The organism is Oceanicaulis sp. (assembly GCF_965249665.1).
GTDB lineage: Bacteria > Pseudomonadota > Alphaproteobacteria > Caulobacterales > Maricaulaceae > Oceanicaulis.
The window spans coordinates 2,297,922-2,320,742 of sequence record NZ_OZ252247.1; the positions used below are offsets into that span (position 1 = coordinate 2,297,922).

Here is a 22,821-nt window from a genome sequence, read left to right on the forward strand (position 1 = left end):
TTAGCCCCGACGCACCACAGCCTTTTCGCCACAGCTCGGGCGGCGGATCTCGACGGCGATGAGGCCCGGCAGAGTCTTCTCGAGCCGTTCAAACACCCAGAACGCGATAGCTTCGAGCGAAGGGTGTTCGAGGCCTTCCACATCGTTGAGCAGGCGGTGGTCAAGTTGATCGCGGATCTTGTTGATCTCGGCGTCAATTTCCCAGAAATCGCGCACCATGCCGCTTTCAGCCGCACGAGGGCCGGTCAGCGTCACGGTTCCGGCGAAAGAATGGCCATGCATCCGTGAAAACGGATGGCTGGCGTCTTTATGCTCGAAATGGTGCGCAGCGTCGAAGGTGAAGTCCTTCGAGATTTCCAGATGTAGATCAGCCATGGGATCAGGGTTTCTTGTTCAAGCAAGCCGGGCCATATACAGCCCTAACGCCGAAAAGAGAACCTTTGACTGCGGTTTGACGCAGTCCAGATGGAAAGACCGCCCCATGCCTGACGCCCCGACGCCCCGTCCCATCTCCAAGCTGAGCCTCGTGCTGTGGGCCTTGCCGGTTCTGGCGGGCCTGGTGGTTCTGGCTCTGGCCTACGCTCTGAACTGGGAGCCCTGGTTCGGCTTCGCCAGCATCATCGCCGGTGGCCTGCTGACCGTCATGCTGGTGGGCAATCATTTCAATGTCGGGCCGAACGCTTAAGGCGCCGTCTCTGACGGCTTGAGCGTCACCAGCGACCAGACATGACCGTACGGGTCGCGCACTTTACCGTGACGGCCAAAGAACTCATCGGTGACGTCGCGGATAGACGTGCAGCCCGAATTGACTGCTCGCGCATGCCAGGCGTCGGCGTCGTCCACCTGCAGGCTGATGGTGAATGTGGTGCGGTCGCCCAAAGTCGGCGGCGCAACATTGCCGGTCATGCTCTCATGCTCAGGGAATTCGTCCGCCATGAAGATCACTCCGCCATTGATGCGCAGGGCGGCATGGCCGAGCTTGCCCTCGAACTCATAGCGTTCGGCTTCTTCCGCGCCGAAGGCTGCCTCGTAAAAGCGGATCGCCTCCAGACCGTTGCGGACGGACAGATACGGCGCGACTGAGGGGCGGGCGGGCGCTTGGGGCATGGCGCGTGCTCCACTGGTGTGAACATTTGCGAACAATCGCCAGCTTAGCCCATAGTCCGCCCCATGAGTGATCTGTTTTCTTCCGCCGGTCTTGAAACCGAAGCGCCGCGGCCGCTGGCCGACCGATTGCGCCCGCAAACGCTCGAAGACGTGGTGGGCCAGGATCATGTGCTGGGCCCTGAGGGGCCTTTGGGGCGCATGCTGGCGCAGGGGCGTTTGTCATCCCTGATCCTGTGGGGACCGCCCGGCGTGGGCAAAACCACCATCGCGCGGCTGCTGGCCGAGCGGGCGGGGCTGGAGTTTGACGCCATCTCGGCGGTCTTCTCTGGCGTCGCGGATCTCAAGAAAGCGTTTGAGCGGGCGCGGGCCCGGCGTCAGGCGGGGCGGGGCACTCTGCTGTTCGTGGACGAGATCCACCGCTTCAATCGCGCCCAGCAGGACGGTTTTTTGCCGGTCGCCGAGGAAGGGATCATCACCCTGGTGGGCGCCACCACGGAAAACCCCAGTTTCGAACTGAACGCCGCTTTGCTGTCACGCTGTCAGGTGATGGTGCTCAAACGCCTCGACGCCGACGCGCTGGAAAAACTGCTCAAGCGCGCCGAGGCGGAGGAGGGGAGCACGCTGCCCCTCACCGAAGATGCCCGCGAAGGCCTGATCGCCATGGCCGATGGCGATGGCCGCTATATGCTGAACCTCGCTGAAGAGCTGATTGCGCTGAAACCCGACGCGCCGCTTGATCTCAAGGATCTGTCCTTGGTGCTGCAAAAGCGCGCCCCGGTCTATGACAAGGATCGCGAGGAGCATTACAACCTCATCTCGGCTTTGCATAAATCCGTGCGGGGGTCTGACCCGGATGCGGCGCTCTACTGGCTGGCGCGCATGCTGAGCGCGGGCGAAGACCCGCTTTATCTCGCCCGCCGCATCGTACGCATGGCGAATGAGGAGATCGGCTTGGCCGATCCCGGCGCTGTGCATGCGGCGCTGGCCGCCAGGGATGTCTATGAATTCCTCGGCAGTCCCGAAGGCGATCTGGCGCTGGCCCAGGCCGTCATCCACATCGCCTGCGCGCCCAAATCCAACGCCGTTTACACCGCCTGGAAAGCCGCCTTGCGGACCGCCAAGGGCACGGGCTCTCTGATGCCGCCCGCCCATATCCTCAACGCCCCCACCAAGCTCATGAAAGAGGTGGGCTATGGCAAGGGCTATGAGTACGACCATGACGTGGAAGGCGGCGTTTCGGGCCAGAACTATTTCCCCACCGAGATGGGCAAGCCGCCCACCTTCTACGAACCCAAACCCCAGGGCCGCGAAGCGGCGCTGCTGGAACGCCTCGAACGCTTCCGCGCGGTGAGGGCGGAGCGGGCGAAGCGCGGGGATTAAGGGTGTTGGTCGGTTGAGCGAACCTCTCTAGTCTTCCTCCATCATTCTGGCTTGAGGCGAAGTGTGTCCCAGTTCTGCGCCGTCCTGACGGGCGATCTTATCAACTCCACCAAAACCGACCCTGATGTTGTCGAGCGGGCCTTTGAGGCTCTGTTCAAGGCAGGCGAAGACGTGCGCGTGTTTGACCCTGAGGGCGGCGCGGCTGTGGAGCGCTATCGCGGCGATGGCTGGCAGGCGCTGGTGCGCGATCCGCGTCACGCCTTGCGCGCGGCGCTGCTGTTTTCGGCCGCTGTGGCGTCTGTGGACCGGTCCATTGCTACGCGTATCGCTGTGGGGTTTGGCCCTGTCGGCCCTCTTCACCCAAGCGGTCTGGGCGCCTCTGATGGTTTGGCGTTTCGTTTGTCCGGTCGGCTCTTGGATGAGATGCCCAAATCTCTGCGCATTACAGCCGGTGTTGACCCGGACAATGCCGGTGGACTGACCGGCTGGGCCATCGCGGCCTTGCGCCTTGCGGGTGCGGTTTGTGAGACCTGGACCGCCAAACAGGCCGAAGTCATGCGGCGCCTGTTAGTCAGGGACCCTCCCTCGCAGTCTGAACTGGCGGATCGTCTTGGGGTGTCCCAGCAAACCGTTCAGAAGCATTTCGACAGCGCTCAGGGGGCCGTCTTGCTTTCTGCAATCGAGCAGGTTGAAGGATGGGATTGATCGTGAATGCACAGCCGGTTTCCGCTGTAAGTCGGCATTACAGCCCAGACCGGCTGTGGGTGTGTCTCCCAACCCTGAAAACAGCCGAAAAGGGCTGTTATTCTGAAAAACAGCCAAAAGGGGCTGTGTATTTCATGCGGAATCGCATTCCGTCCCTGTGGTTCAAGCGACAGGCTCTGGACGCTGTAATCGGGCTTTACAGGCTCTTGGGGCTGTTGCCGGGCATGCGCCGGTTGGCAAGCGTTTCCGGACGGGTCCCAGAGCCTGTAAAGGACGAAAACAGGGTTTTGAACCTGTGGAGCGGTCAGAGTGCTTGAAACCGCGATCGCGCTTCTGGCCGCCCATATGTCGGCAGATTTCGTGCTCCAGTTCAACTGGATCATCACCAACAAGCGCAAGCCTGCAGCGTTCGCCCTTCATACAGGTATCGTGCTGCTGACGAGCGTGCTGGCGCTGGGCGCCTTCAGCCTCAACGCGTCAGACGCCCTGTGGGCGATTGCTGTTGTGACGGTCAGTCATGCGGTCATAGACGCGATCAAGACGCTTGGTTTCACAGATGAGGTTCTGGCGAAACATTCGCGGCTTGATTTCACCGTGTTCAGTCTTGATCAGCTGGCGCATCTGGGCGTCATCGTACTGGTGGCGGTGATATTCCCTCAAGCGTTTGTGCAAGGCGAATGGAGCTGGCGGCTGGGCGAGCAGGCTCATGGACTTATCAGCGTCTATGCTGGTTTCGCCGGCCTGATCGCCGCGACCCGGATGGGGCAGTTCGCCATCGAGAAGTTCCTGAACCGGTTTTCCCTGCCCGAGCTGGAAATAAGGACCATCGCGCCAGGCGCCGACGCCCCTGATGCCGGCCTGACGGACGGCGGCGCGTGGATCGGGCTTCTGGAGCGGGCGGTGATCTTCGTGCTCATCCTGATGGGCCAGTTCGCCGCCATCGGCTTCCTGCTCGCCGCGAAATCGGTTTTGCGCTTTCAGTACGCCAACAAACGCAGCCAGAGCGAATACGTCATCATCGGGACGCTGACGAGTTTTGGCTGGGCGGCGGCGATGGGCGGGCTGACGGTCTGGGCGCTGGGGCTTCTCAGCGCCTAGCAGTGTTCGCCATACATCTCGATCAGGCGGTTCCGGTAGTCCGCCAGCGGCTCCATGCCCATTTCGGCGCGGCGCTCGTCCACATGCTCTTCGTCTTCGATGGTGTAGAGCGTGCGCATGCCATCTACACAGGCGTCCTGCGAGCCGTAGCGCTGGGGTCGGCCTTCGATCTCGGCCTGCCGGTCATACATCAGGGCGTAGCGCTGTTGATCAAATCGACCTGCCAGCGCCAGCGGCTCGATCAGCGCTAGCAGGTGTCGTTTTTCCTCATCCGTTCCGCCATGGTGGACAAGGTCAGCAATCAGACCTGTAGCCACAGGCGCACGCGCGTGCAGCTCTGCAAAGAGATTCTCCTCAAGAAGCGCAAGGGCGGCTTGGGTGATCTGTCGGTCTTCTTCGCCGATACGGGGGCCGAAGTCTGCGATCAGGGTTTGCGCGTCTTCCGGCGGGAGATGACCGAGTAGCGGCACGAAGAGGCCACGGACAAACTGATCACGGCCGCGCAGTCGGCCAAGAGCGTGGACTGTGTCAATAGTTTGAGCATAGCGGGTCTCAAACTGCGTGAGGGCGGGTGAGGTCAGGTCGGATGACAAGATCGGGGAAGGGGAGGCGTCCAGATCAATGGCGAGCAGGCTTTGATAAACGCGAGCATCAAGCATTGAAGTGTCAGCCAGTGGAGCGAAAGCCTCCAGCAAATCCTGGCTGATGTCAGGATCAGGATTAATGCGAACCACATCGGACAGGAAGTTTGCGCTCTGGGGCGCCAGCTCCATCAGTGCGCGCGGATCATAGCTGGCAAACATAACGCGGAGCTGTTCAGCGCGCACGGCCGACAAGCGGCGGATTTCCTGTTCGAGGGCGTCATCTTCGTGGTCAGGATCAAGTTCCAGCCGAAGTGCGCGAATGAAAGTGCGCTCGGCCCGCGCTTGCCCCAGGGCTTCTGCGAGCGGCGTCCAGTGCTCATAGATCGCTGACAGGCTGTCGGCGGTCGGGGCTGTACTGACGGGCAGTTGGAACTCGGCGGCCTGAGCCGGGACGATAATCGCAGGAACGGTGACACAGATTAACGCAGACAGGCAAACCGCGAATTTCATGATGGCTTTCTCCCTCAGCGCGAAGTCTCGCGCGCTTTTCTCAGCCTCGCAAGCCATCCCCACCGCCTGATCCCCTTGCGCCTTCGCGCTTGCGCGCCTAACCCTCTCGGCGATGCAACATGTGCTTCTCATAGCGCTGGGCGGCGCGCTGGGCGCGGTGTCGCGGCACTTCGTCAATCAGGCGGGATTGCGGCTGATCGGGCCGGAATGGCCGTACGGCACCTTCGCGGTGAATGTGCTGGGCTGTTTCCTGTTGGGCGGACTGGTGGGTTGGCTGGCGCTGGCCGGGCGGCCGGACGCCACCGAGCTGCGCTATGCGCTGGGCGTGGGGTTTCTGGGCGCGTTCACGACGATGAGCGCCTTTTCCCTCGACGTCGTGGTGATGGTGGAGCGCAAGACTTATGGTATGGCCGCGATGTATGCGGGCGGGACGCTGTTGGCCTCGATGGTCGCTGTGGTCGCCGGGCTCATCCTGGCGCGAAAGGTATTTGCCGCATGAGCGGAGTTCAGACCAAAGACGTGACCGCCGACGAAGACGAGATGCGCGTCGATCGCTGGTTCAAGAAGCATTTCCCCCATATCAGTCATGGCATGATCGAGAAATTGCTGCGCAAGGGCCAGATCCGCGTCGAGGGCGGCCGGGCCAAGGGCAATCAGCGTTTGAGCGCGGGGCAGTCCGTGCGCATTCCGCCCATGCCCGAACCGGGCGAGCAGAGCGAGGCGCCCGCGATCAATCGCGATGACGCCGCCTATGCCCGGTCCCTGGTGATTTATCAGGACAAGCATCTGATTGCGCTCAATAAACCGCCGGGTCTGGCGGCGCAGGGCGGCTCCAAGATCAAGATGCATCTTGATCATTTGCTGCAGGCGTTCGGCAAGGGCGATCAGAAGCCGCGCCTGGTCCATCGGCTGGATAAGGACACCTCCGGCGTCATGGTGGTCGCCAAGACCGCCCAGAGCGCCAAATCGCTGTCGCGCCTGTTTCAGACCCGCGATGTGAAAAAGACCTATTGGGCGGTTTGCCTGGGCGTGCCGAACCCGCGTGCGGGTGAGATCAAGGGCTTCATGAAGAAGTCCACCGAAGGCGATCGCGAGCTGATGGTCGGCGCCCACCATGGCGAGGAGGGCGCCCAGCACGCGCTGACCCGCTATGCCGTGGCCGATAATGCCGGCCAGCGCGTCAGCTGGGTCGTGCTGCGGCCCGAGACGGGACGCACTCACCAGCTGCGTGTTCACATGCAGGCCCTGGGGCATTCCATCTATGGCGATGGCAAATACCCGTGCGATTATCCAGACCCTGAAGGCCTGTCGCGCAAGCTGCACCTGCATGCGCGCAAGATCGAGATCCCCCGCGATGGCCAGCCGCCTTTGGTGCTGGAAGCGGATCTGCCGCGCCATATGGCCGACAGTTTTGACGCGCTGGGCTTTAACCCCGACGACAATCTGATGCTGGTCGAGGAGGCGCTCACATGAGCGAGCTCAAGCTCGCCGTCTTTGATGTGGACGGCACGCTGGTGGACAGTCGAGAGGTGATCCACCGCGCCATGACCCGCGCCTTTGATCGCGCCGGGCTGGGCGAAATTTCCTATGACAAGGTGCGCATGATCGTGGGCCTCGAGCTGACCGAAGCGGTGCTGCGTCTGGCGCCCGCGGACTATCCCGCCGAGCGCATTCCTGAACTGGCCAATTTTTACAAGCAGGCATTTGTGGAGATGCGCGCCCAGGACGGCTTTTCAGAGCCGCTCTATGACGGCGCCCGCGAAACCGTGGAGCGCCTGGCGGATGAAGGCTGGCTGCTGGGCGTCGCCACGGGCAAGGCGCGGCGCGGGCTTGATATCGTGTTTGAGCATCACGGCCTTCACAAGCATTTTCAGACGCTTCAGACCGTGGATGGCGGGGCGGGCAAGCCCGATCCGCGCATGGTGCTGGATGCGATGAGGGAAACCGGCGTCGACGCGTCGCGCACTGTGATGATCGGCGACACCAGCTGGGACATGCTGATGGCGCGCGCGGCGAATACCCATGCGCTGGGCGTCTCGTGGGGCTTTCACACGACCGACGAGATCGCCGAGGGCGGTGCTCATTCCATCCATGATGAATTTGACCATCTCAATGCGGCGCTTGACGCCTTTGCAGAGCATGGAGACAGCGCGGCATGAGCATGTCGAAAGCCAAGGCGGAAAACCGCGAACTGCCCAAACGCTTCTACAAAGAGGTGAGCGCCCGGCCCGATGAAGGCGGCTGGTCCGTGCTGCTGGACGGACGCCCGGTGAAAACCCCCGCCAAGCGCGCCCTGAAAGTGCCGTCCGAGACGCTGGCGCAGGCGTTGGCGGCGGAATGGGCGGCGCAGGAGACGGTGATTGACCCCTTCACCATGCCGATCACGCGCATTCTGCATGTGGCGCTCGACCGGATCGCGGAGGTGCGCGAAGGCGCAGCCGAGGAAGTCGCGAATTTCGGTCGCACGGATCTTCTGAGCCATCGTGCCGATGACGCGGGACTCGCGGCGCGTCAGGCCGAACTGTGGGATCCGTATCTTGAGTGGGCGAAAACCGCGCTGGATGCGCCGCTGAATGCGGCCGCGACGGTGCTGGCGCTGGAGCAGCCCGATAGCTCGATCGAAGCGCTCAAGGCGCGCGCTCTGGCCCAGGATGATCTGCGTCTGACCGCACTGGTCAGCGTGACGCCCATTCTCGGCTCGGCGATCCTCGCTTTTGCGCTTCTGGAAGGTGAGGCGGACGCCGACGCCGTCTGGCAAGCGGCGCGTGTGGACGACGATTATCAGACAGAACGCTGGGGCGAGGATTCTGAAGCCGCGCTCGCCGCCGCCAATCGTAAGCGCGATCTCATTGCGTGCGAGACCGTGATGCGGGCGTTGGACGAGGCGGGACTCTGAAATCAACACTGAAACCCCGGCCAAGCGCAGCGAGAGCCGGGGCCTCGCTCAGGATGAAGCGCTATTCGCGGAGAGAGGTCCCGGGTCTCGCTGCGCTCGCCCGGGAATTCAGCTGAGGATCACCCATAATTTGCGCCCATCACCAGACCGGTGCTAGCTAGCTCATAACGAACAAAAAACTTTGGGAGTGAAGGCTGATGAAAGCCGTCCTGGAACAGCTCGACGCGAAACGTGAAGCAGCCCGCATGGGCGGGGGCGAAGCCCGCATCAAGGCCCAGCATGAAAAGGGCAAGCTGAGCGCACGCGAGCGCCTGGATGTGCTGCTGGATGAAGGCAGTTTTGAAGAGTTCGACATGTTCGTCGAACATGACTGCACCGAGTTCGGCATGGCCGACAAGAAAATCCCCGGCGATGGCGTGGTGACGGGGTCCGGCACGATCAATGGCCGCCTGGTCTATGTCTTCGCCAAGGATTTCACCGTGTTTGGCGGCTCACTGTCCGCCGCTCATGCGCGCAAGATCTGTAAGGTTCAGGATGCGGCGCTGAAGAACGGCGCGCCGATCATTGGCCTGTTTGACGCCGGCGGCGCCCGCATCCAGGAAGGCGTGGACGCGCTGGGCGGCTATGCCGAGATTTTCCAACGCAATACGCTGGCGTCCGGCGTGATCCCGCAAATCTCCGTCATCATGGGGCCGTGTGCGGGCGGCGATGTGTATTCGCCCGCCATCACCGACTTCATCTTCATGGTGAAGGACACCTCCTACATGTATGTGACGGGGCCGGACGTGGTGAAAACCGTCACCAACGAGATCGTCACCCATGAAGAGCTGGGCGGCGCGTCCGTTCACGCCAAGAAATCCGGCGTCGCCGAGGGCGCGTTCGAAAATGACATCGAAGCGCTGGTTCAGGTCCGCCGCCTGATCGACTTCCTGCCGGCGTCCAACCGGGAAGAGCCGCCGGTGCGTGAGGTGTTTGACGCGCCCGACCGCGTCGAGCCGAGCCTTGATACTTTGGTGCCGCCGAACCCCAACAAGCCCTATGACATCAAGGAATTGATCCAGAAGGTCGCCGATGAGGGCGATTTCTTCGAGATCGCGCCCGATTACGCCACCAATATCGTGGTGGGCTTTGGTCGTCTGGAAGGCCAGACCGTGGGCTTTGTGGCGAACCAGCCGCTGAGCCTTGCGGGCGTTCTGGACATTGATGCGTCCAAGAAAGCCGCGCGCTTTGTGAGGTTCTGTGATGCGTTCGAGATTCCGCTGATCACCTTTGTGGACGTGCCGGGCTTCCTGCCGGGGACGAAGCAGGAATATGGCGGGCTGATCAAGCATGGCGCGAAGCTGTTGTTCGCCTACGCCGAAGCCACTGTGCCGAAACTGACCGTCATCACCCGCAAGGCCTATGGCGGCGCCTATGACGTGATGGCGTCCAAGCATTTGCGCGGCGATATCAACTATGCCTGGCCGACAGCGGAGATCGCGGTGATGGGCGCCAAGGGCGCCGCCGAGATTATCCACCGCAAGGATCTCGGAGACGCCGACAAGATGGCCGAGCACGTCAAGGAATACGAAGACCGGTTCGCGAACCCCTTCGTCGCCGCCTCACGCGGGTTCCTCGATGATGTGATTCAGCCGCATGGCACCCGCCACCGCCTGATCAAGGCCCTGCGCACCCTGCGCAACAAGGAACTCACCAATCCTTGGAAGAAGCACGACAATATTCCGCTTTAGGGCGTGTCACCCTGAGTGTTGAAAGCCCCGGTCTTTTGGCCGGGGTTTTTTGTGCGGTTCTGTGACACCCATACCCTCTTTCCCCGCGTAGGCGGGGACCCAGCGCCGGATTCATGGCGTCAGATGATCTCTGGATCCCGGCCTTCGCCGGGAAAGAGGAATTGAGAGACTTATCCTCCCCTTCCCAAATCGCGGCTATCCTTCAGCTCTCCCCGGTGGAAGAGGGCGGATCGCGACCGCTGGTGTTGGACGGGGAGAAGCGGCGCAAGCCGTTGGTGACGCCTTGGGTGTGACAGGGTTTCGCCAGATTGAGGGACAGCCGGTTCGGCGCTCGACCCAGACTTCATTTCAGACCCTGCTGGACCGGTTGTCCCGCGTTCGCCCCTCAGCTCTTCGGGCGTGAGGCGTTTTGGGGTGTCTGAATGCCGTGACTTCAGATGTATGGCGCATACGCGGGTGCGCGTCCCTCTCCCATCTTTGAGGGGAGAGGGGCTTTGCGTTTGCGCAATGTCATCCCGGACGCGAAGCGAGCCGGGATCTGCCGGAATCGCTCTGTTCTGATCACAAAGACGCTGTCACCAGATCCCGGATCAGGTCCGGGATGACGATTGGGGTGTAACACTACAAGAACTGTCATCCCTCGCTTTATGCGGGGGATCCATGCCGTGACCTGTTATTAAAACAACCGGCATGGGTCGGCCGGACAAGCCGTCCGATGACAGTCTGAGAGAGTTTGAATGCAACAGACACAGTCATCCCGGACTTGATCCGGGACCTGGGGAGTCGCAGGGCGCAATGGGTCCTGACTTTTCTCAAGATGACGATGGGGCTGGATTCTGAAACCCCGGCCAAGCGCAGCGCTAAGCCGGCGTCTTGTGCAGAGCAGGGCGCTTTAAGCGGAGGGAGGTCCCGGGTCTCGCTTTGCTCGCCCGGGATTTCAGCGCTCTAAAAAAGCCGACGCTATTCCAGTTCGACCGCTTCGACCTTGCCATTTTCCAGCACCAGGGCGATCTCGCCGCGTTTCAGGCGCAGGGCTTCGGCGCCGAAGACGTCACGGCGCCAGCCTTTGAGGGCGGGGATGTCCGCTTCGTCATCGGCGGCGAGCTTTTCAAGGTCGGGCACGGTGGCGATCAGCCGGCTGGCGACGCCTTCCTGGTCGGAGACGACCTTGAGGAAGACTTTCAGGATTTCGATGATGGGCCCCAGATTGGGCGGGCTGGCTTCAGGCTTGTCCACCTTGGGCGCATAGGCTTTGGGGTCTGCCAACGCCTCTTGCATGATTGCGATCAGACGCTCGGCGGGCTTTGAGCGTTCAAAACCCTTGGGCACGGCGCGCAGATTCTTGAGGTCCTCGAGTGAGGTGGGGCTGGCATGGGCCAGCTCGTACAGGCCATCGTCTTTTATGATGCGCGAGCGGGGAATGTCGCGGGTCTGCGCTTCGGTTTCGCGCCACTCCGCGGCGGCTTTCAGGCCCGCCAGCCATTTCGCGGTGGTCTTGCGCAGTTTCAGACGCTTCCAGGCGTTCTCGGGGTGCATCTGATAGGTGGCCGGATCGGTGAGGGTTTTCATCTCCTCGGCCAGCCAGGCTTCGCGGCCCTTCTTGGCGAGTTTCTCGCGCAGGATCGGGAACAAATCGCGCAGATGGGTCACATCTGCGAGCGCATAGACCTTTTGCTTGTCAGACAGCGGACGGCGCGACCAGTCTGTGAAGCGCGAGCCCTTGTCGAGATTCACCTTCACCAGCGCGCGCACCAGATTGTCGTAAGAGACGGAATCGCCCAAGCCCACGGCCATGGCGGCGATCTGGCTGTCAAACAGGGGTTTGGGAATGATGCCGCCGCCTTCATGGAAGAAAATTTCCAGATCCTGCCGGCAGGCGTGAAACACCTTGATGACGGATTGATCGGTCAGAAGGTCATAGAAAGGCTGGAGATCCAGCCCCTCGGCCAGCGGGTCAATCAACACTTCGGTGTCATCGCCCGCCGCCTGGATGAGGCAGAGCTGCGGCCAGAAGGTGCTTTCGCGCATAAACTCGGTGTCTACGGCGACAAACTCGGCTTCACGCAGCTTCGCACACGCTTGGGCCAGGGACTCAGTATCGGCGATCCATTCCATGGCCCGCTCGAATATACCGAAGCGAGCGGTTTGGCGAGCCCTCAGCTCACTGAGGGCTTTTTCGCCGCGCCAGCATGCGCCAGACAATGAAGACCACCGCGCCCAGAGAGCCCAGCGCCACACAGGCGAAGGCGGTTTGCAGGGGCGCGCTGATTGCGCCGATCACCAGCAGCACCAACGGCCCCAGCGTGCCGCCCAGCCCATTGAGCACGCCGGATGCGGCCAGCAAGCGCCCGCGCATCTCCGCCTTGGCGCGCCGCTGCGCCATGGCCTGAAGCGGCACCAGGAACAGGCCGCCGCCAATAGCGGAAGCAGTGAGGTCGAAGACGATGCGCCAGTTCTCGCGGTCAGACAGAAAATCCGCGGCGTTGATCAGCTCTGGTCCTGGCGTGCGGTTCAAGGTGTAGAGCGCAAGGTCGAGGGGGAAGACAGTCAATATGATCGCCCCGATCAGGGAGAAGCGCAGGGCATCGCCCGATTTCGACAGGGCGCCGCAGATCACAGCGCCTAGCGCCGCGCCGATGGTGAAGATCAGCTGAAAGACCGCCACCACGCCTTCATCGGCGCCCAGAACATCGCGGGTGAACAGCGGCAGCACGGTGATGACCGCCGCCGCCAGCATCCAGAACCAGGCGACGCCCAGAAGCGGACGCAGGACATCCGGCGCGCGCAGGGCGTGGCCGAGCATGCGCGGCGTTTCCCACAGGACGCCCAGCAGCCCCCATCGCACTTGAAGTCCCGGATTGCCGCCCGGCGCCGGGGTTTGCTGACGCATGGCGATCCAGCCCAGCACCGCCATGACGACCAGAAGCGCGCTGATCAGCGGCACGCCCCAGTCCGGCGCAATCAACAAGGTGCCGCCAATGGCGCCAATCAGAATCGCCACATTGATCGCGCCGGACAGCGCGGCGTTGGCGGGGACCAACTCGTGCGGTTCCATCAGCGAGGGCAGGGCGGAATTGCGCGCGGGCAGGAAAAAGGTCGACTGCACGCCCATCAGAAACAGGGTGAGCAGCAGCGCCAGGGGCAATTGGAACAGGAAGCCCACCGCCGCCATGATCATCAGGATGATCTCGGCGAACTTGGCGATGCGCATGATCCTGGTGCGATCATACCGGTCGGCCACCTGACCGGCGATGGCGGAAAAGGCGAAGATCGGCACGGTGAAGGCCGTAGCGGCCAGCGGCACCATGACTGCGTTATCAAGCCCGAACACCGTCCAGCCCTGATAGGTGGCGAGCGCCACCAGCGCATAGCGGAACAGATTGTCGTTGAAGGCGCCCAGAGTCTGCGCCAGCCAGAGGGGCAGATAGCGGCGCTGGGTCATCAGGGTCGAGACGATTTTCAGGCTCATGTCAGCCCCTCCTTCACCAGCGCATCGGTGCGCGCTTCGATCACGGCTTCAAGGCGCGCCATGAACTCATCTTTCTCAAGGCCGGGCTCGATCGGGTCGAGAAACTCCACAACGGCGCGGCCCGGCGTTTTCTTGAAGGCTTGCTGGTTCCACGCCAGACCCAGATTGGTGGCGACCGGCGTGCAGGGACGGTTTAGCGCCGCATACAAGTGCCAGACTCCTTTGCGATAGGCATGTTTTTCGCCCGGCGCGGCGAGATGGCCTTCGGGATAGATCAGCACATCGCGGCGTTCATGTCGCAAGATATCCAGGCTTTCATTCATCCGCGCGCGGGCGTCGTCTCCGCCGCCATTGGATAGGACAATGGCGCCCAGCTTGTTCAGGATTCGGCCCACCAGTGGAAACTTGTACAGATGATCCCCCGCCACGAAGGAGAGCTGGGCCAGCTCGGAAATCATCACAAAGCCGTCGCCCCAGCTCTGATGCTTGGCGGCGATGACGCTGGGCTCTCGCGGCAAGCGGTCCTTGCCGCGCACCTCAATGCTGATCCCGGCGATGAAAAAGAGCGCCACACGCTGGGCCGAGCCATAAAGCTGGACGCCATAGGCGAGGGGTTTGCGGCCGGGCAAGAGCGCCAACACAGAGCAAGTCAGGGCGAACACGGCGGTGATCAGCCAATAGGCGACGAAATAAGCGGTGGAGCGAACCATGGCGCATCCTCCTTGAGACGTCGGTGAAGAAAAGGGCTTAATCCGCTCTCAGGGCGGCCAGCGCGGCGTGCGCCAGAGCCGGCGCATTCGTGGTCATCAGCCCAGGCAAGCGCCCGGCCATGCGGTGGGCGGCGGGCTGCAGCACGAGCCCCAGCGCCATGGCCGCTTTCAGTTCGGGGTCGCCGGGCGGGCAATCCCCATTCTCCATGGCGCGGGCGATGGCCTCAGCAATCAAGGTCACCGGGTCAGGGCGCCCATCGCGATCTTTGCGGCCAAAGCGGAACATGTGGATGAGATGGTATTCAAACAGCGCCGGGTCTTCGTCGGCGGCCTGACAATAGACGCCCACCACGCGGGTTACGGCGTCTTCAAAGCTCTCAGCGTCGCTCAACGCGGTCTCGACCAGGTCGAACAAGCGCGAATGGATCGCTTCAAACAGGGCTTCGGCCAGCACTTCCTTGCTTTTAAAATGGCGATAGATCGACCCTTCGGCCACCTGCGCCGCGCTGGCGATCTCTCGCGTGGACACCGCGTCCACGCCCTGTTGCGCGAACAGCACCAGCGCCGCGCGTTCGATCCGCGCCTTGGCTGTGCCATCCACCGCCGTGACCCCGCGGGGGTCCGGGGCGCCGGGAAATGCGTCATTCGCCATGGGAACCTCCGTGATGCGCCCTGCGACCTGGGCGTTGAAGCCCCAGAGACCGGACGCGTTCGAGCACGACACCGCCTCTGAGTGAGCGTTCACTCACAGCTGCACTTTGCCAGCCCTTGTGGGGCGAGTCAACACTGAGTGAGCGTTCACTCATAATTATGGCATGAGGCTTTCTGGTCCTGCGGGGCTGGGGGCTGGGGGCTGGGGGGTGGGGCGGCGCCAAGGGCGCAAGGAAGCGGGGGCGGATATAGCGGCGGCAGATCTCTGCGCAGATAGATGCGCGGCAGGGCCTGCCGGTTCTCGCCTTACGGGCGCTTGGCCAGCGCTTCAGCTTCCAGCGTCCGCGTTCGGTCCTGAACCCTGTGTTGCAGCGCGCCGATAAACGCGCGGCTGTCGGTCTCGGTGACCATGGGCGGCAGAAACTCGATCACAGCCGTGCCCGGGTGCAGCACTCTCTCCTGTTCAGGCCAGAAACAGCCCAGATTTGTGGCGACGGGAATAACAGGACGATCCAGAACGTGCGCCAGATGGTGCACGCCTTTGCGAAAGCGTCGTCCGCCGCCCACCGGCGTCAAACCGCCTTCAGGAAAGATCAGGGCGGAGCGCTGATCGCGCGTCAGCTGCGTCACGCCCTCATCGAGCGCGCCATTGGCGCGGCGTCCCGCATCATTGTCCACCACCACGGCGCCCGCACGTTTGAGGTACAGCCCCACCAGCGGGAAGCGCAGCATGTGATCACCGATCACATAGGCGAGGGCGGGATCGCGGGCGAGATGGCACAGACCGTCGCCATAGGATTGGTGTTTGGCGGCGAAGATGACGGGCTGGTCTTCGGGAATATGCTCAAGCCCGCGATATTCAAGTTGAACGCCGCACAGATGCAGCCAGCCTCGGAACAGTTTCGAGAAAGCGCCGATCGCCCAGACCGCCGCCTGTCGGCCAGGCCAGAGCAGGAGCGGCGCGCAGCCAATGGCCAGCGATCCCGCCAGCGTCCAGAACCCGGTATGAAAAAGCGTCGCGCGCATGACCGTCAAAATTGATGTGTTCGCCCGGTCTCACAAGCGCTTCGTGTGCAGCGCTTTGCTCTTTACTCTGTTGCATGTCTTGACAGAGCAGGTGCAAACGTTCCTTTTCCAACCGCTTCTCGACCGCCCAATTGAAACGGACGATTTTCCATGCACGCTTATCGCACCCATACTTGCGGAGAGCTGCGCAAAGCCCAGATGGGCGAAACTGCGCGACTGTCCGGCTGGATCCACCGCAAGCGCGACCATGGCGGTCTGCTGTTTGTGGACCTGCGCGACCATTACGGTCTGACCCAATGCGTGCTGGAGCCTGATAATCCCAATTTCGCGACCCTGGAACGGATGCGCGCGGAAAGCGTCGTCACTGTGACCGGCAAGGTTGTGGCGCGCTCTGAGGACACGATCAATCCCAACCTGCCAACGGGCGAGATCGAACTGCTGGTCGAAGACCTTGTGGTGCAGTCCGCCGCGGAAGAATTGCCGCTGCCTGTGTTCGGCGAGCCGGACTGGTCAGAAGAAGTGCGCCTGAAGCATCGCTATATCGATCTGCGTCGCGAAAGCCTGCACAAGCGCATCGTTCTGCGCTCGAAAATCATCGACTCCTTGCGTCGCCGCATGGTCGATGAAGGCTTCACCGAGTACCAGACGCCGATCCTGACCGCGTCTTCACCGGAAGGCGCGCGTGACTTCCTGGTGCCCTCGCGCCTGCATCCGGGCCAGTTCTATGCGCTGCCCCAGGCGCCGCAGCAGTTCAAACAGCTGATCATGGTGTCGGGCTTTGACCGCTATTTCCAGATCGCGCCGTGCTTCCGCGACGAAGACGCCCGCGCCGACCGGGCGCCGGGCGAATTCTATCAGCTCGACATGGAAATGAGCTTCGTCACCCAGGACGAAGTGTTCGGCGTGATGGAGCCGGTGCTGGCCGGTCTGTTCCGTGAATTCGCCGATGGCCGCACCGTGCCGGATGAAGCCTTCCCGCGCATTCCCTATGCCGAAGCCATGCGCAAATATGGCTCGGACAAGCCGGATCTGCGCAACCCGATCGAGATGGAAGCCGTCACCGAGCATTTCGCCGGGTCCGGCTTCAAGGTCTTTGCCGGGATGATCGAGAAAAACCCGAAGGTCGAGGTTTGGGCCATTCCGGCGCCCAAGGGCGGCAGCCGTGCGTTCTGTGACCGGATGAATTCCTGGGCGCAGAAGGAAGGCCAGCCGGGGCTGGGCTATATCTTCTGGCGTGAGGAAGAGGGTGCGCTGGCCGGCGCGGGCCCGATCGCCAAGAATATCGGCCCCGAACGCACCGAAGCGCTGCGCACCCAGCTCGGGCTTGAAGCGGGCGATGCAGTGTTCTTCGCGGCTGGCGAGCCGTCCGCCTTCGCCAGCTTCGCCGGCAAGGCGCGCAATGTGGTTGGCCAAGAGCTCAACCTCTTTGAGGAGAACGTTTTCCGCTTCTGCTGGGTTGTCGACTTCCCCATGTATGAATGGGATGAAGACAACAAGAAGGTCGACTTCTCCCACAACCCGTTCTCCATGCCGCAAATGGACCCCGATGACTTCATGGCGCTCGACAAGGACGACCATGACACGCTTCTCGGGATGAAGGCCTGGCAGTACGACATCATCTGTAACGGCATCGAGCTGTCTTCCGGCGCTATCCGGAACCACCGTCCGGACGTGATGCTGAAAGCATTTGAGTTCGCGGGCTATGGTGAGGACGTGGTGGAAGAAGCCTTTGGCGGCATGCTGAACGCTTTCCGCTATGGCGCTCCGCCCCATGGCGGCATTGCGCCGGGCGTGGACCGGATCGTGATGATCCTCGCGGATCAGGACAATCTGCGCGAAGTTGTGATGTTCCCGAAAGACCAGCAGGCGCGCGATCTGATGATGAATGCGCCGGCCCCCGCCGAGATGCGCCAGCTTCGCGAGCTGCATCTGCGGACAGTGACGCCCGAGGCCAAGAAAGACAGCTAGGGCTCACCCTGAACGACACACGCAAAAACGGCGGGTCATTGACCCGCCGTTTTTTATTCTGGTCGCTTCAGCCTTCATTGTCAGGCGGACGAGGCGGTTGCGGCGGCTCGGGCGGTTCGTTCCGCGCTTCGCGTTCGCGTCGGCGCTCTTCAGCGCGCTGCGCGGCCTCTTGCTGGCGGATGACCTGTTCCAGGCGGCGTTGCTCGGCTTCCTGCAGCCGTCTGGCCCGTTCCGCAGCTTGCTCCATGCGGCGCTCTTCAAGCTCCGCCAGCTCGGCATGGGACATCAGGTTCGGCTGCTTTGGCGGCGCGGGCGGGGCGCCGTCCAGGGTCAAGGGCGGAAGGGCAGGTTTGGGCGCTGGACCGCTTTGTTCCAGGATCAGGCGAATCCGGTCGCCGAGTTCGGTGGGATGGAAGTCGAAACTCCAGTCAATCTGATCGAGATCGCCATTGGCCTGCGCCTCCGCCAGTGCGCGAGCCGCGACGCGCAGGCTGTCGCGCACCACTTCCGCTGTGGCTTGCTCAATCGCCTGCTCGACACTGTCAGGCTCCTCGGCTTCGTTGATGCGCACGGTCACATCCTGTGCGGCGTCACGCAGTTCCGTCAGCGCTTCACGCAGGGCGAGCGCCATTTCACGTTCGCGCAGGCGCATGATCTGACCACTTTCAGAGATGGCCGCTTCCAGCTCGGCGCTGGCGCGTTCGAGCTCGGCGCGCTGGCTCTCCAGACTGGTGACCGGAGCAGCGACAGCAGTTTCTGAACTGCGACGCAGGGTGAAGATCAGGCTGCCATCCTCAGAACAGCGTGTCAGCGTGTAGTCAAAGGGCAGGCGCGTATTCTCATCACCGCACACATGCTGGAAACTCTCCGCTGTCAGACCTTCCGCATCGCGCAGATCGGTTGAGGACAGATTGACGGCGATGAATTGTGCATTTGAAAACCGGGTGTCGCGCAAATCCGCGAAACTCAGATCCGTGTTTTCAAAAATCACATTGCGAAACAACCCGCCGCGCCCGTCCACACCGCGCAGGCGTGCGCCATAGAAATGGGCGCGCATCAGATTGGCGTCGCGCAAACTGGCCTGGCTGAAATCAGCTTGCCGAAAGACCGTGTCGGGCAGGTTGGCGCTGCGCAGATTGGCGCCGCTGAGATCGGAGAGGAGGTAGACGCCGCCCTCCATGTTCGCATCACGAAGATTGGCCCCGCGCAGGCTGACCTGGTGCGCGCGCAGGCGCATCATCTGGGCGTCTTCCAGATTGGCGCCGTCCAGCTGAACATTGGACAAACGCGCTTCAGACAGGCTGGCGTCGGTGAAATCCGCACCGGAGAGGTTCAGGTCGACCAGCTGTGCGCCCAGGATCTGGGCGTCAGAGAAATTGGCCCCGGAGAAGTCACCGCCGACCATCTGGGCGCCCGCAAGATTGGCGTCGACAAAATCACACGATGGGCAATCGCCCCCGATCACGAGGCGGCGATGGGGTTCCCCAGCCAGTCCGGCGGCGGACAAACCGGTGCTCAGGGTCAAAGCCAATATGAAAGTACGGTATGGCATGCCTTTAGATGTAATCCGCCTCTGCATCCGGAGCGACTAAATTCGCAGTAAGATGCAGTGAACTGGTTCAACGGCAAGACGGAATCGTCAATCCGGACGGCAGGCGCGTACTGGCGTCGCCGCACGCTGTATTGAGTTGTGCCTGGGTCAGCCCCCGGGCGGTTTCCAGTTCGGCGCCGGACAGGTTCGCCCCATTCAGCTGCGCACCCGTGAAGTCCGCGCCGCCAAAATAGGCGCCTGCCGCCGTCGCCTGGCTCAGATCCGCATAAGCGAAGCTGGCGCCGGTAAACCGGGCGCCGAACAGATTGGAGACAGATAGATTCGCCCGCGTGAAATTGGAATGGTTCATTGTGGCCAGGCTCAGATCGGCTTGACGCAGACGGGATCCCGAGACGTCAATATGAGGCAGGTCGCGATAGCTCAGATCCGCCTGGAACAGATTGCATCCAGGACAGGAGTGACCGGCCTGAACCCGCGCGATCTCGCTGGCGTTCTGGGCGAGAGCGCCGCCGGGCAGGGCTGTCATCAGGCCAATAACGCAAAGAAACTGTTTCAACATGGCGCACACCTTGTCTGTTATCGGTCTGCCCCGCGCAAGTTTCAGGCCTGAACCCTAGAGTTTGCCCGCCCAGCCGCAGGCGTCGCAGCCCAACAGCCCTGCGTTTTCGATCACGGTGAAGTGGCCGCATTCCGGGCAGGGATCGCCGTGATAGTTCACGGCTGGCTCCTCCAGCCGTTCGACAGAGGCGCCGCCTGCCTGCGAACCGCCAGAGGCGGGCTTGGGGTCAAATTCAAACCCCGTGCCCACCACAGGACTGTCAGAGGTTCCAGGCTTGGGCCGACTGCCCAGCATGACCACATTGTCGGGCAATTGACCGCGTGAGAACCCCTTGGAGATCAGGCTGGCGGGATCTGCTTCGCGCACCAGTTTTTCCTGCTCGACGCCTTTGCCAAGTCCACCGGGATCATAGGGGTGGGCGTCGGTCTGGGCGAGGTCTTCACGGCCCAGATAGCTCACCGCCAGTTCGCGGAAAATGTAATCGAGGATCGAGCTGGCGTGCTTGATGGAATCATTGCCGCCCACGGCGCCGGCCGGTTCAAACCGGGTGAACAGATAGGCGTCCACATACTCTTCCAGCGGCACGCCGTATTGCAGGCCGATAGAAATGGAGATGGCGAAATTGTTCATTAGCGAGCGGAAGGCGGCGCCTTCCTTGTGCATGTCGATGAAAATCTCGCCCAGCTCGCCATCGTCAAACTCGCCGGTATGCAGATAGACTTTATGGCCGCCCACGGTGGATTTCTGGATATAGCCCTTGCGGCGATCAGGAAGCTTGCGGCGCTCGGCGGCGCGCTCGACATATTTCTCCACCACGCGTTCCACCACGCGCTCTTCGGCGATGACCGAACGGCGCACTGAATCTCCGGTGTCATATTCGATGGTGTTCAAGAGGTCATAAAGCGCATCGCCTTCGCGCCGGATCGACAGGCCCGTCAGGCCCCGCCTTGCGCTGGAGACGATCAAGGCGCTCAAGTCTTCAATGGAGCTTGAACCCGGCAGGGCCAGCTCCAGGCTCGCCGAGCCTTCAAGCGCCTCTTCACAGGCTTCCGCCATCGCCAGCCGCGCCTCAGGGGCGGGGTCCGCGAACACGGCGCGCAGCTCAGGGCTCAGCGTGTCACAATCATCCAGGCGTCCGGCGCCATGCACATAACGTTCGGCGGCGACCACTTCGAGCGGATCAACGCCGAGTTTTTCCAACAGACGCGGCCCGGCCTCGTCAAAATGTTCCGGGCTGAGCCCGCAGCGGCGCGCAACTTCCGCCCCAAGGCTCCAGCGATTGATTGCAAAGCGCAGCGGCACGCCGTCGCTGAGCGCTGCGTCGATTCGCGCGAAGCCGGCCGCGTCGACGCCTGCGGCTTCAAGCTGGGTGATCCAGGGGGCGGAATGCCCCGCCAGTGCGCCAGCGCCCAGCGCATGGCGACGGGCGAGAGTTTGTTCTTGCTTGGACAAGCCGCTAAGCGCGGCGTTGACGCACTGGGCGAACTGACGCCCGCCGGGGGCGTCGAGCGCTGCGGGGGGATGGACTCCCACGGATTCCGCGCCCACAAATCCGGCCGCCAGCGCTTCGGGACGCTCAAGTCTGACCGGCGCAGGGCATTCACTGCGCACAATGGTCAGAACATGCTGCGCGCGTTCGCGGGCGGCTTCGCTGTCATAGGCCAGCGACAGGGCCGTCAGCGCCGCGCCCAGCCCGGCGATCACAAGCGCCCCGTTCTGACGCTCAGCGACTGTGCCCCATAAACGGGCTGCGTAGGCCAGCCCGTCCTCGTCAAGCGTGTGTCCATCGATAAATCGGGCCAGGTTGAGCACGGTGGCGGGGCTGACGCTCAGCTCGGGATCTTTGAAGTGAAGCGTCGGCTTGCCATGGGTCCAGACCGCTTCCGCCAGACGGGTCATCACCTGGCGTGCGCTTTGTCCGTCCGCCAGCGCAGCGTCGCTTTCAACGGCGTCAAAAAACGCGTCTTCCAGCTGCACGTCAGGAAGATCAGCCGCAGGCGGCGTCGCGAACAGGCCTTGTTCGGGCGTGATCAGACCTTGTCGCGCACGGGCGATGGCGCGCTCGATCATCGGGTCCGGCGCGCCATCGCGTCGGGCGGCGCGCACAGCGCGCGCCAGAGCGCGATTGCGGCGCGGGTCAAAGCATTCATCGTCTGCGCCGTCACAATTGACGCAGGCCAGCGCCACCGCTTCCAGACGTTCGGCCAATACGCGCGCGCCCACATTCGCGGCGGCCTGGCCCATTTCTGCAGCGTTGAGATCGTGCAAGGCTTCGGTCAGCCCTTCTGCGCCGATCGTCGCCGGGCCTTGAGGCGCCGGCACGCGCTCGCCGCGCCAGAGCGCGGGAACAGGAGCCGCTTCACGCAGCAACAGGCTCGCGAGCAATTCATCGTGTTCGACGGCGTCACCGTCAGTCAGCGAGTCGGTCAGCTCAGAGAGCACATGCCCGGCATGCAGCTGTTCGCCCGGTTGGGCGCCGCAGAGCGCTACAAGCGCGGCGATCGTACGTGAATCCCAACCTTCCGGCGTCAGAAGTTGAACCTCGGCCTCTTCGCCGACGGCGTCAGGATCGGGATTGTCCGCCTGTCGGCTCTGAAAGGCGAAATCATCCAGCGGTGTAACACCGTTTCGGGACAGGCGGCGGGGAATGCTCATGACGGCTCCTACCAATCGGGCGCGCGAATCACCCAAATGGTACCGGAGGAGCAGGGGCGGAGTCGAAGCATGAACAGGGCGCTCTTAACCTGACCGTGGAAAACTGGCCTGCACAGCGTCCCACAGGTCACGCCCATGAGGAGAAAGCATGGTTTTGGCGCCGAATTGCGGGTGCATGACTGGACCCGCACGGTGCGCAGGGGCATATAGCGGTCACGAGT

21 protein-coding genes are annotated in these 22,821 nt (G+C 62.6%); 10 read left to right on the forward strand and 11 right to left on the reverse strand.

Going from position 1 to position 22,821, the window contains the following annotated elements:
• The gene (locus ACP154_RS11065; RefSeq protein ID WP_421859220.1) at window positions 1-375 is read right to left on the reverse strand and encodes a 6-pyruvoyl trahydropterin synthase family protein; all 375 of its coding nucleotides are present in this window, start codon (window positions 373-375) and stop codon (window positions 1-3) included.
• Between the two features lie 106 nt (window positions 376-481).
• Here ACP154_RS11065 and ACP154_RS11070 point away from each other — a divergent pair, with 106 nt between their 5' ends.
• Window positions 482-685, forward strand: a complete 204-nt coding sequence (locus tag ACP154_RS11070; RefSeq protein WP_421859218.1) for a hypothetical protein — start codon at window positions 482-484, stop codon at window positions 683-685.
• Here the strand turns inward: ACP154_RS11070 and ACP154_RS11075 are convergent.
• Window positions 682-1,107, reverse strand: coding sequence for a VOC family protein (locus tag ACP154_RS11075; RefSeq protein ID WP_107713699.1), 426 nt, complete (start codon window positions 1,105-1,107; stop codon window positions 682-684). The two genes, ACP154_RS11070 and ACP154_RS11075, sit on opposite strands and share 4 nt — an antisense overlap.
• A gap of 63 nt (window positions 1,108-1,170) precedes the next feature.
• Between ACP154_RS11075 and ACP154_RS11080 the strand changes: the two genes are divergently transcribed.
• The 3 genes from ACP154_RS11080 to ACP154_RS11090 all read left to right on the forward strand — a co-directional run bounded on the left by ACP154_RS11080 (window position 1,171) and on the right by ACP154_RS11090 (window position 4,290).
• Window positions 1,171-2,487 (forward strand): replication-associated recombination protein A, encoded by a 1,317-nt coding sequence (locus ACP154_RS11080; protein WP_421859216.1) that lies wholly within the window; start codon window positions 1,171-1,173, stop codon window positions 2,485-2,487.
• Window positions 2,488-2,550: 63 nt separating this feature from the next.
• Window positions 2,551-3,192, forward strand: a complete 642-nt coding sequence (locus ACP154_RS11085) for a hypothetical protein (RefSeq protein WP_421859214.1) — start codon at window positions 2,551-2,553, stop codon at window positions 3,190-3,192.
• 309 nt (window positions 3,193-3,501) lie between these two features.
• Complete coding sequence (locus ACP154_RS11090; protein ID WP_421859212.1) at window positions 3,502-4,290, forward strand: DUF3307 domain-containing protein; 789 nt, start codon at window positions 3,502-3,504, stop codon at window positions 4,288-4,290.
• Here ACP154_RS11090 and ACP154_RS11095 read toward each other — a convergent pair.
• Window positions 4,287-5,384 carry a DUF6624 domain-containing protein gene (locus ACP154_RS11095; protein WP_421859210.1) on the reverse strand — a complete coding sequence of 366 codons (1,098 nt, stop codon included), beginning with the start codon at window positions 5,382-5,384 and terminating at the stop codon, window positions 4,287-4,289. The genes ACP154_RS11090 and ACP154_RS11095 overlap by 4 nt on opposite strands.
• A 112-nt stretch (window positions 5,385-5,496) precedes the next feature.
• On the opposite strand from ACP154_RS11095, the gene crcB reads away from it, so the two are divergent.
• From crcB to ACP154_RS11120, 5 genes are all read left to right on the forward strand, one after another.
• Entirely contained in the window at window positions 5,497-5,883 is a 387-nt protein-coding gene (gene crcB / locus ACP154_RS11100) for a fluoride efflux transporter CrcB (protein WP_421859208.1), read from the forward strand.
• Entirely contained in the window at window positions 5,880-6,857 is a 978-nt protein-coding gene (locus tag ACP154_RS11105) for an RluA family pseudouridine synthase (RefSeq protein ID WP_421859206.1), read from the forward strand. Before crcB ends, ACP154_RS11105 begins: the two co-directional genes overlap by 4 nt.
• Window positions 6,854-7,543, forward strand: a complete 690-nt coding sequence (locus ACP154_RS11110) for an HAD-IA family hydrolase (protein ID WP_107713027.1) — start codon at window positions 6,854-6,856, stop codon at window positions 7,541-7,543. Before ACP154_RS11105 ends, ACP154_RS11110 begins: the two co-directional genes overlap by 4 nt.
• Window positions 7,540-8,280: an ATP12 family chaperone protein gene (locus tag ACP154_RS11115; protein WP_421859204.1), complete on the forward strand. Its 741-nt coding sequence runs from the start codon at window positions 7,540-7,542 to the stop codon at window positions 8,278-8,280. Before ACP154_RS11110 ends, ACP154_RS11115 begins: the two co-directional genes overlap by 4 nt.
• A gap of 197 nt (window positions 8,281-8,477) precedes the next feature.
• Window positions 8,478-10,010, forward strand: a complete 1,533-nt coding sequence (locus ACP154_RS11120) for an acyl-CoA carboxylase subunit beta (protein WP_199235529.1) — start codon at window positions 8,478-8,480, stop codon at window positions 10,008-10,010.
• A 960-nt stretch (window positions 10,011-10,970) separates the two neighbouring features.
• Here ACP154_RS11120 and rnd read toward each other — a convergent pair.
• The 5 genes from rnd to ACP154_RS11145 all read right to left on the reverse strand — a co-directional run bounded on the left by rnd (window position 10,971) and on the right by ACP154_RS11145 (window position 15,866).
• Window positions 10,971-12,125, reverse strand: coding sequence for a ribonuclease D (gene rnd / locus ACP154_RS11125; protein ID WP_421859202.1), 1,155 nt, complete (start codon window positions 12,123-12,125; stop codon window positions 10,971-10,973).
• Between the two features lie 46 nt (window positions 12,126-12,171).
• On the reverse strand, window positions 12,172-13,479 hold the full coding sequence (locus ACP154_RS11130) for an MFS transporter (protein WP_421859199.1): 1,308 nt from the start codon (window positions 13,477-13,479) through the stop codon (window positions 12,172-12,174).
• Complete coding sequence (locus ACP154_RS11135; protein WP_421859196.1) at window positions 13,476-14,189, reverse strand: lysophospholipid acyltransferase family protein; 714 nt, start codon at window positions 14,187-14,189, stop codon at window positions 13,476-13,478. Before ACP154_RS11135 ends, ACP154_RS11130 begins: the two co-directional genes overlap by 4 nt.
• Before the next feature lie 37 nt (window positions 14,190-14,226).
• A complete protein-coding gene (locus ACP154_RS11140; protein WP_421859193.1) occupies window positions 14,227-14,934 on the reverse strand; it encodes a TetR/AcrR family transcriptional regulator in 708 nt (235 codons plus the stop codon).
• A 212-nt stretch (window positions 14,935-15,146) separates the two neighbouring features.
• The gene (locus ACP154_RS11145) at window positions 15,147-15,866 is read right to left on the reverse strand and encodes a lysophospholipid acyltransferase family protein (protein WP_421859191.1); all 720 of its coding nucleotides are present in this window, start codon (window positions 15,864-15,866) and stop codon (window positions 15,147-15,149) included.
• Between the two features lie 150 nt (window positions 15,867-16,016).
• Between ACP154_RS11145 and aspS the strand changes: the two genes are divergently transcribed.
• Entirely contained in the window at window positions 16,017-17,834 is a 1,818-nt protein-coding gene (gene aspS, locus ACP154_RS11150) for an aspartate--tRNA ligase (RefSeq protein ID WP_107713700.1), read from the forward strand.
• A gap of 67 nt (window positions 17,835-17,901) precedes the next feature.
• On the opposite strand, the gene ACP154_RS11155 is transcribed toward aspS, so the two are convergent.
• The 3 genes from ACP154_RS11155 to ACP154_RS11165 all read right to left on the reverse strand — a co-directional run bounded on the left by ACP154_RS11155 (window position 17,902) and on the right by ACP154_RS11165 (window position 22,600).
• On the reverse strand, window positions 17,902-19,386 hold the full coding sequence (locus tag ACP154_RS11155) for a pentapeptide repeat-containing protein (protein ID WP_421859188.1): 1,485 nt from the start codon (window positions 19,384-19,386) through the stop codon (window positions 17,902-17,904).
• Between the two features lie 67 nt (window positions 19,387-19,453).
• Window positions 19,454-19,945 carry a pentapeptide repeat-containing protein gene (locus tag ACP154_RS11160; RefSeq protein WP_421859186.1) on the reverse strand — a complete coding sequence of 164 codons (492 nt, stop codon included), beginning with the start codon at window positions 19,943-19,945 and terminating at the stop codon, window positions 19,454-19,456.
• Between the two features lie 54 nt (window positions 19,946-19,999).
• The gene (locus ACP154_RS11165; RefSeq protein ID WP_421859183.1) at window positions 20,000-22,600 is read right to left on the reverse strand and encodes a hypothetical protein; all 2,601 of its coding nucleotides are present in this window, start codon (window positions 22,598-22,600) and stop codon (window positions 20,000-20,002) included.
• Window positions 22,601-22,821 lie beyond the last annotated feature (221 nt).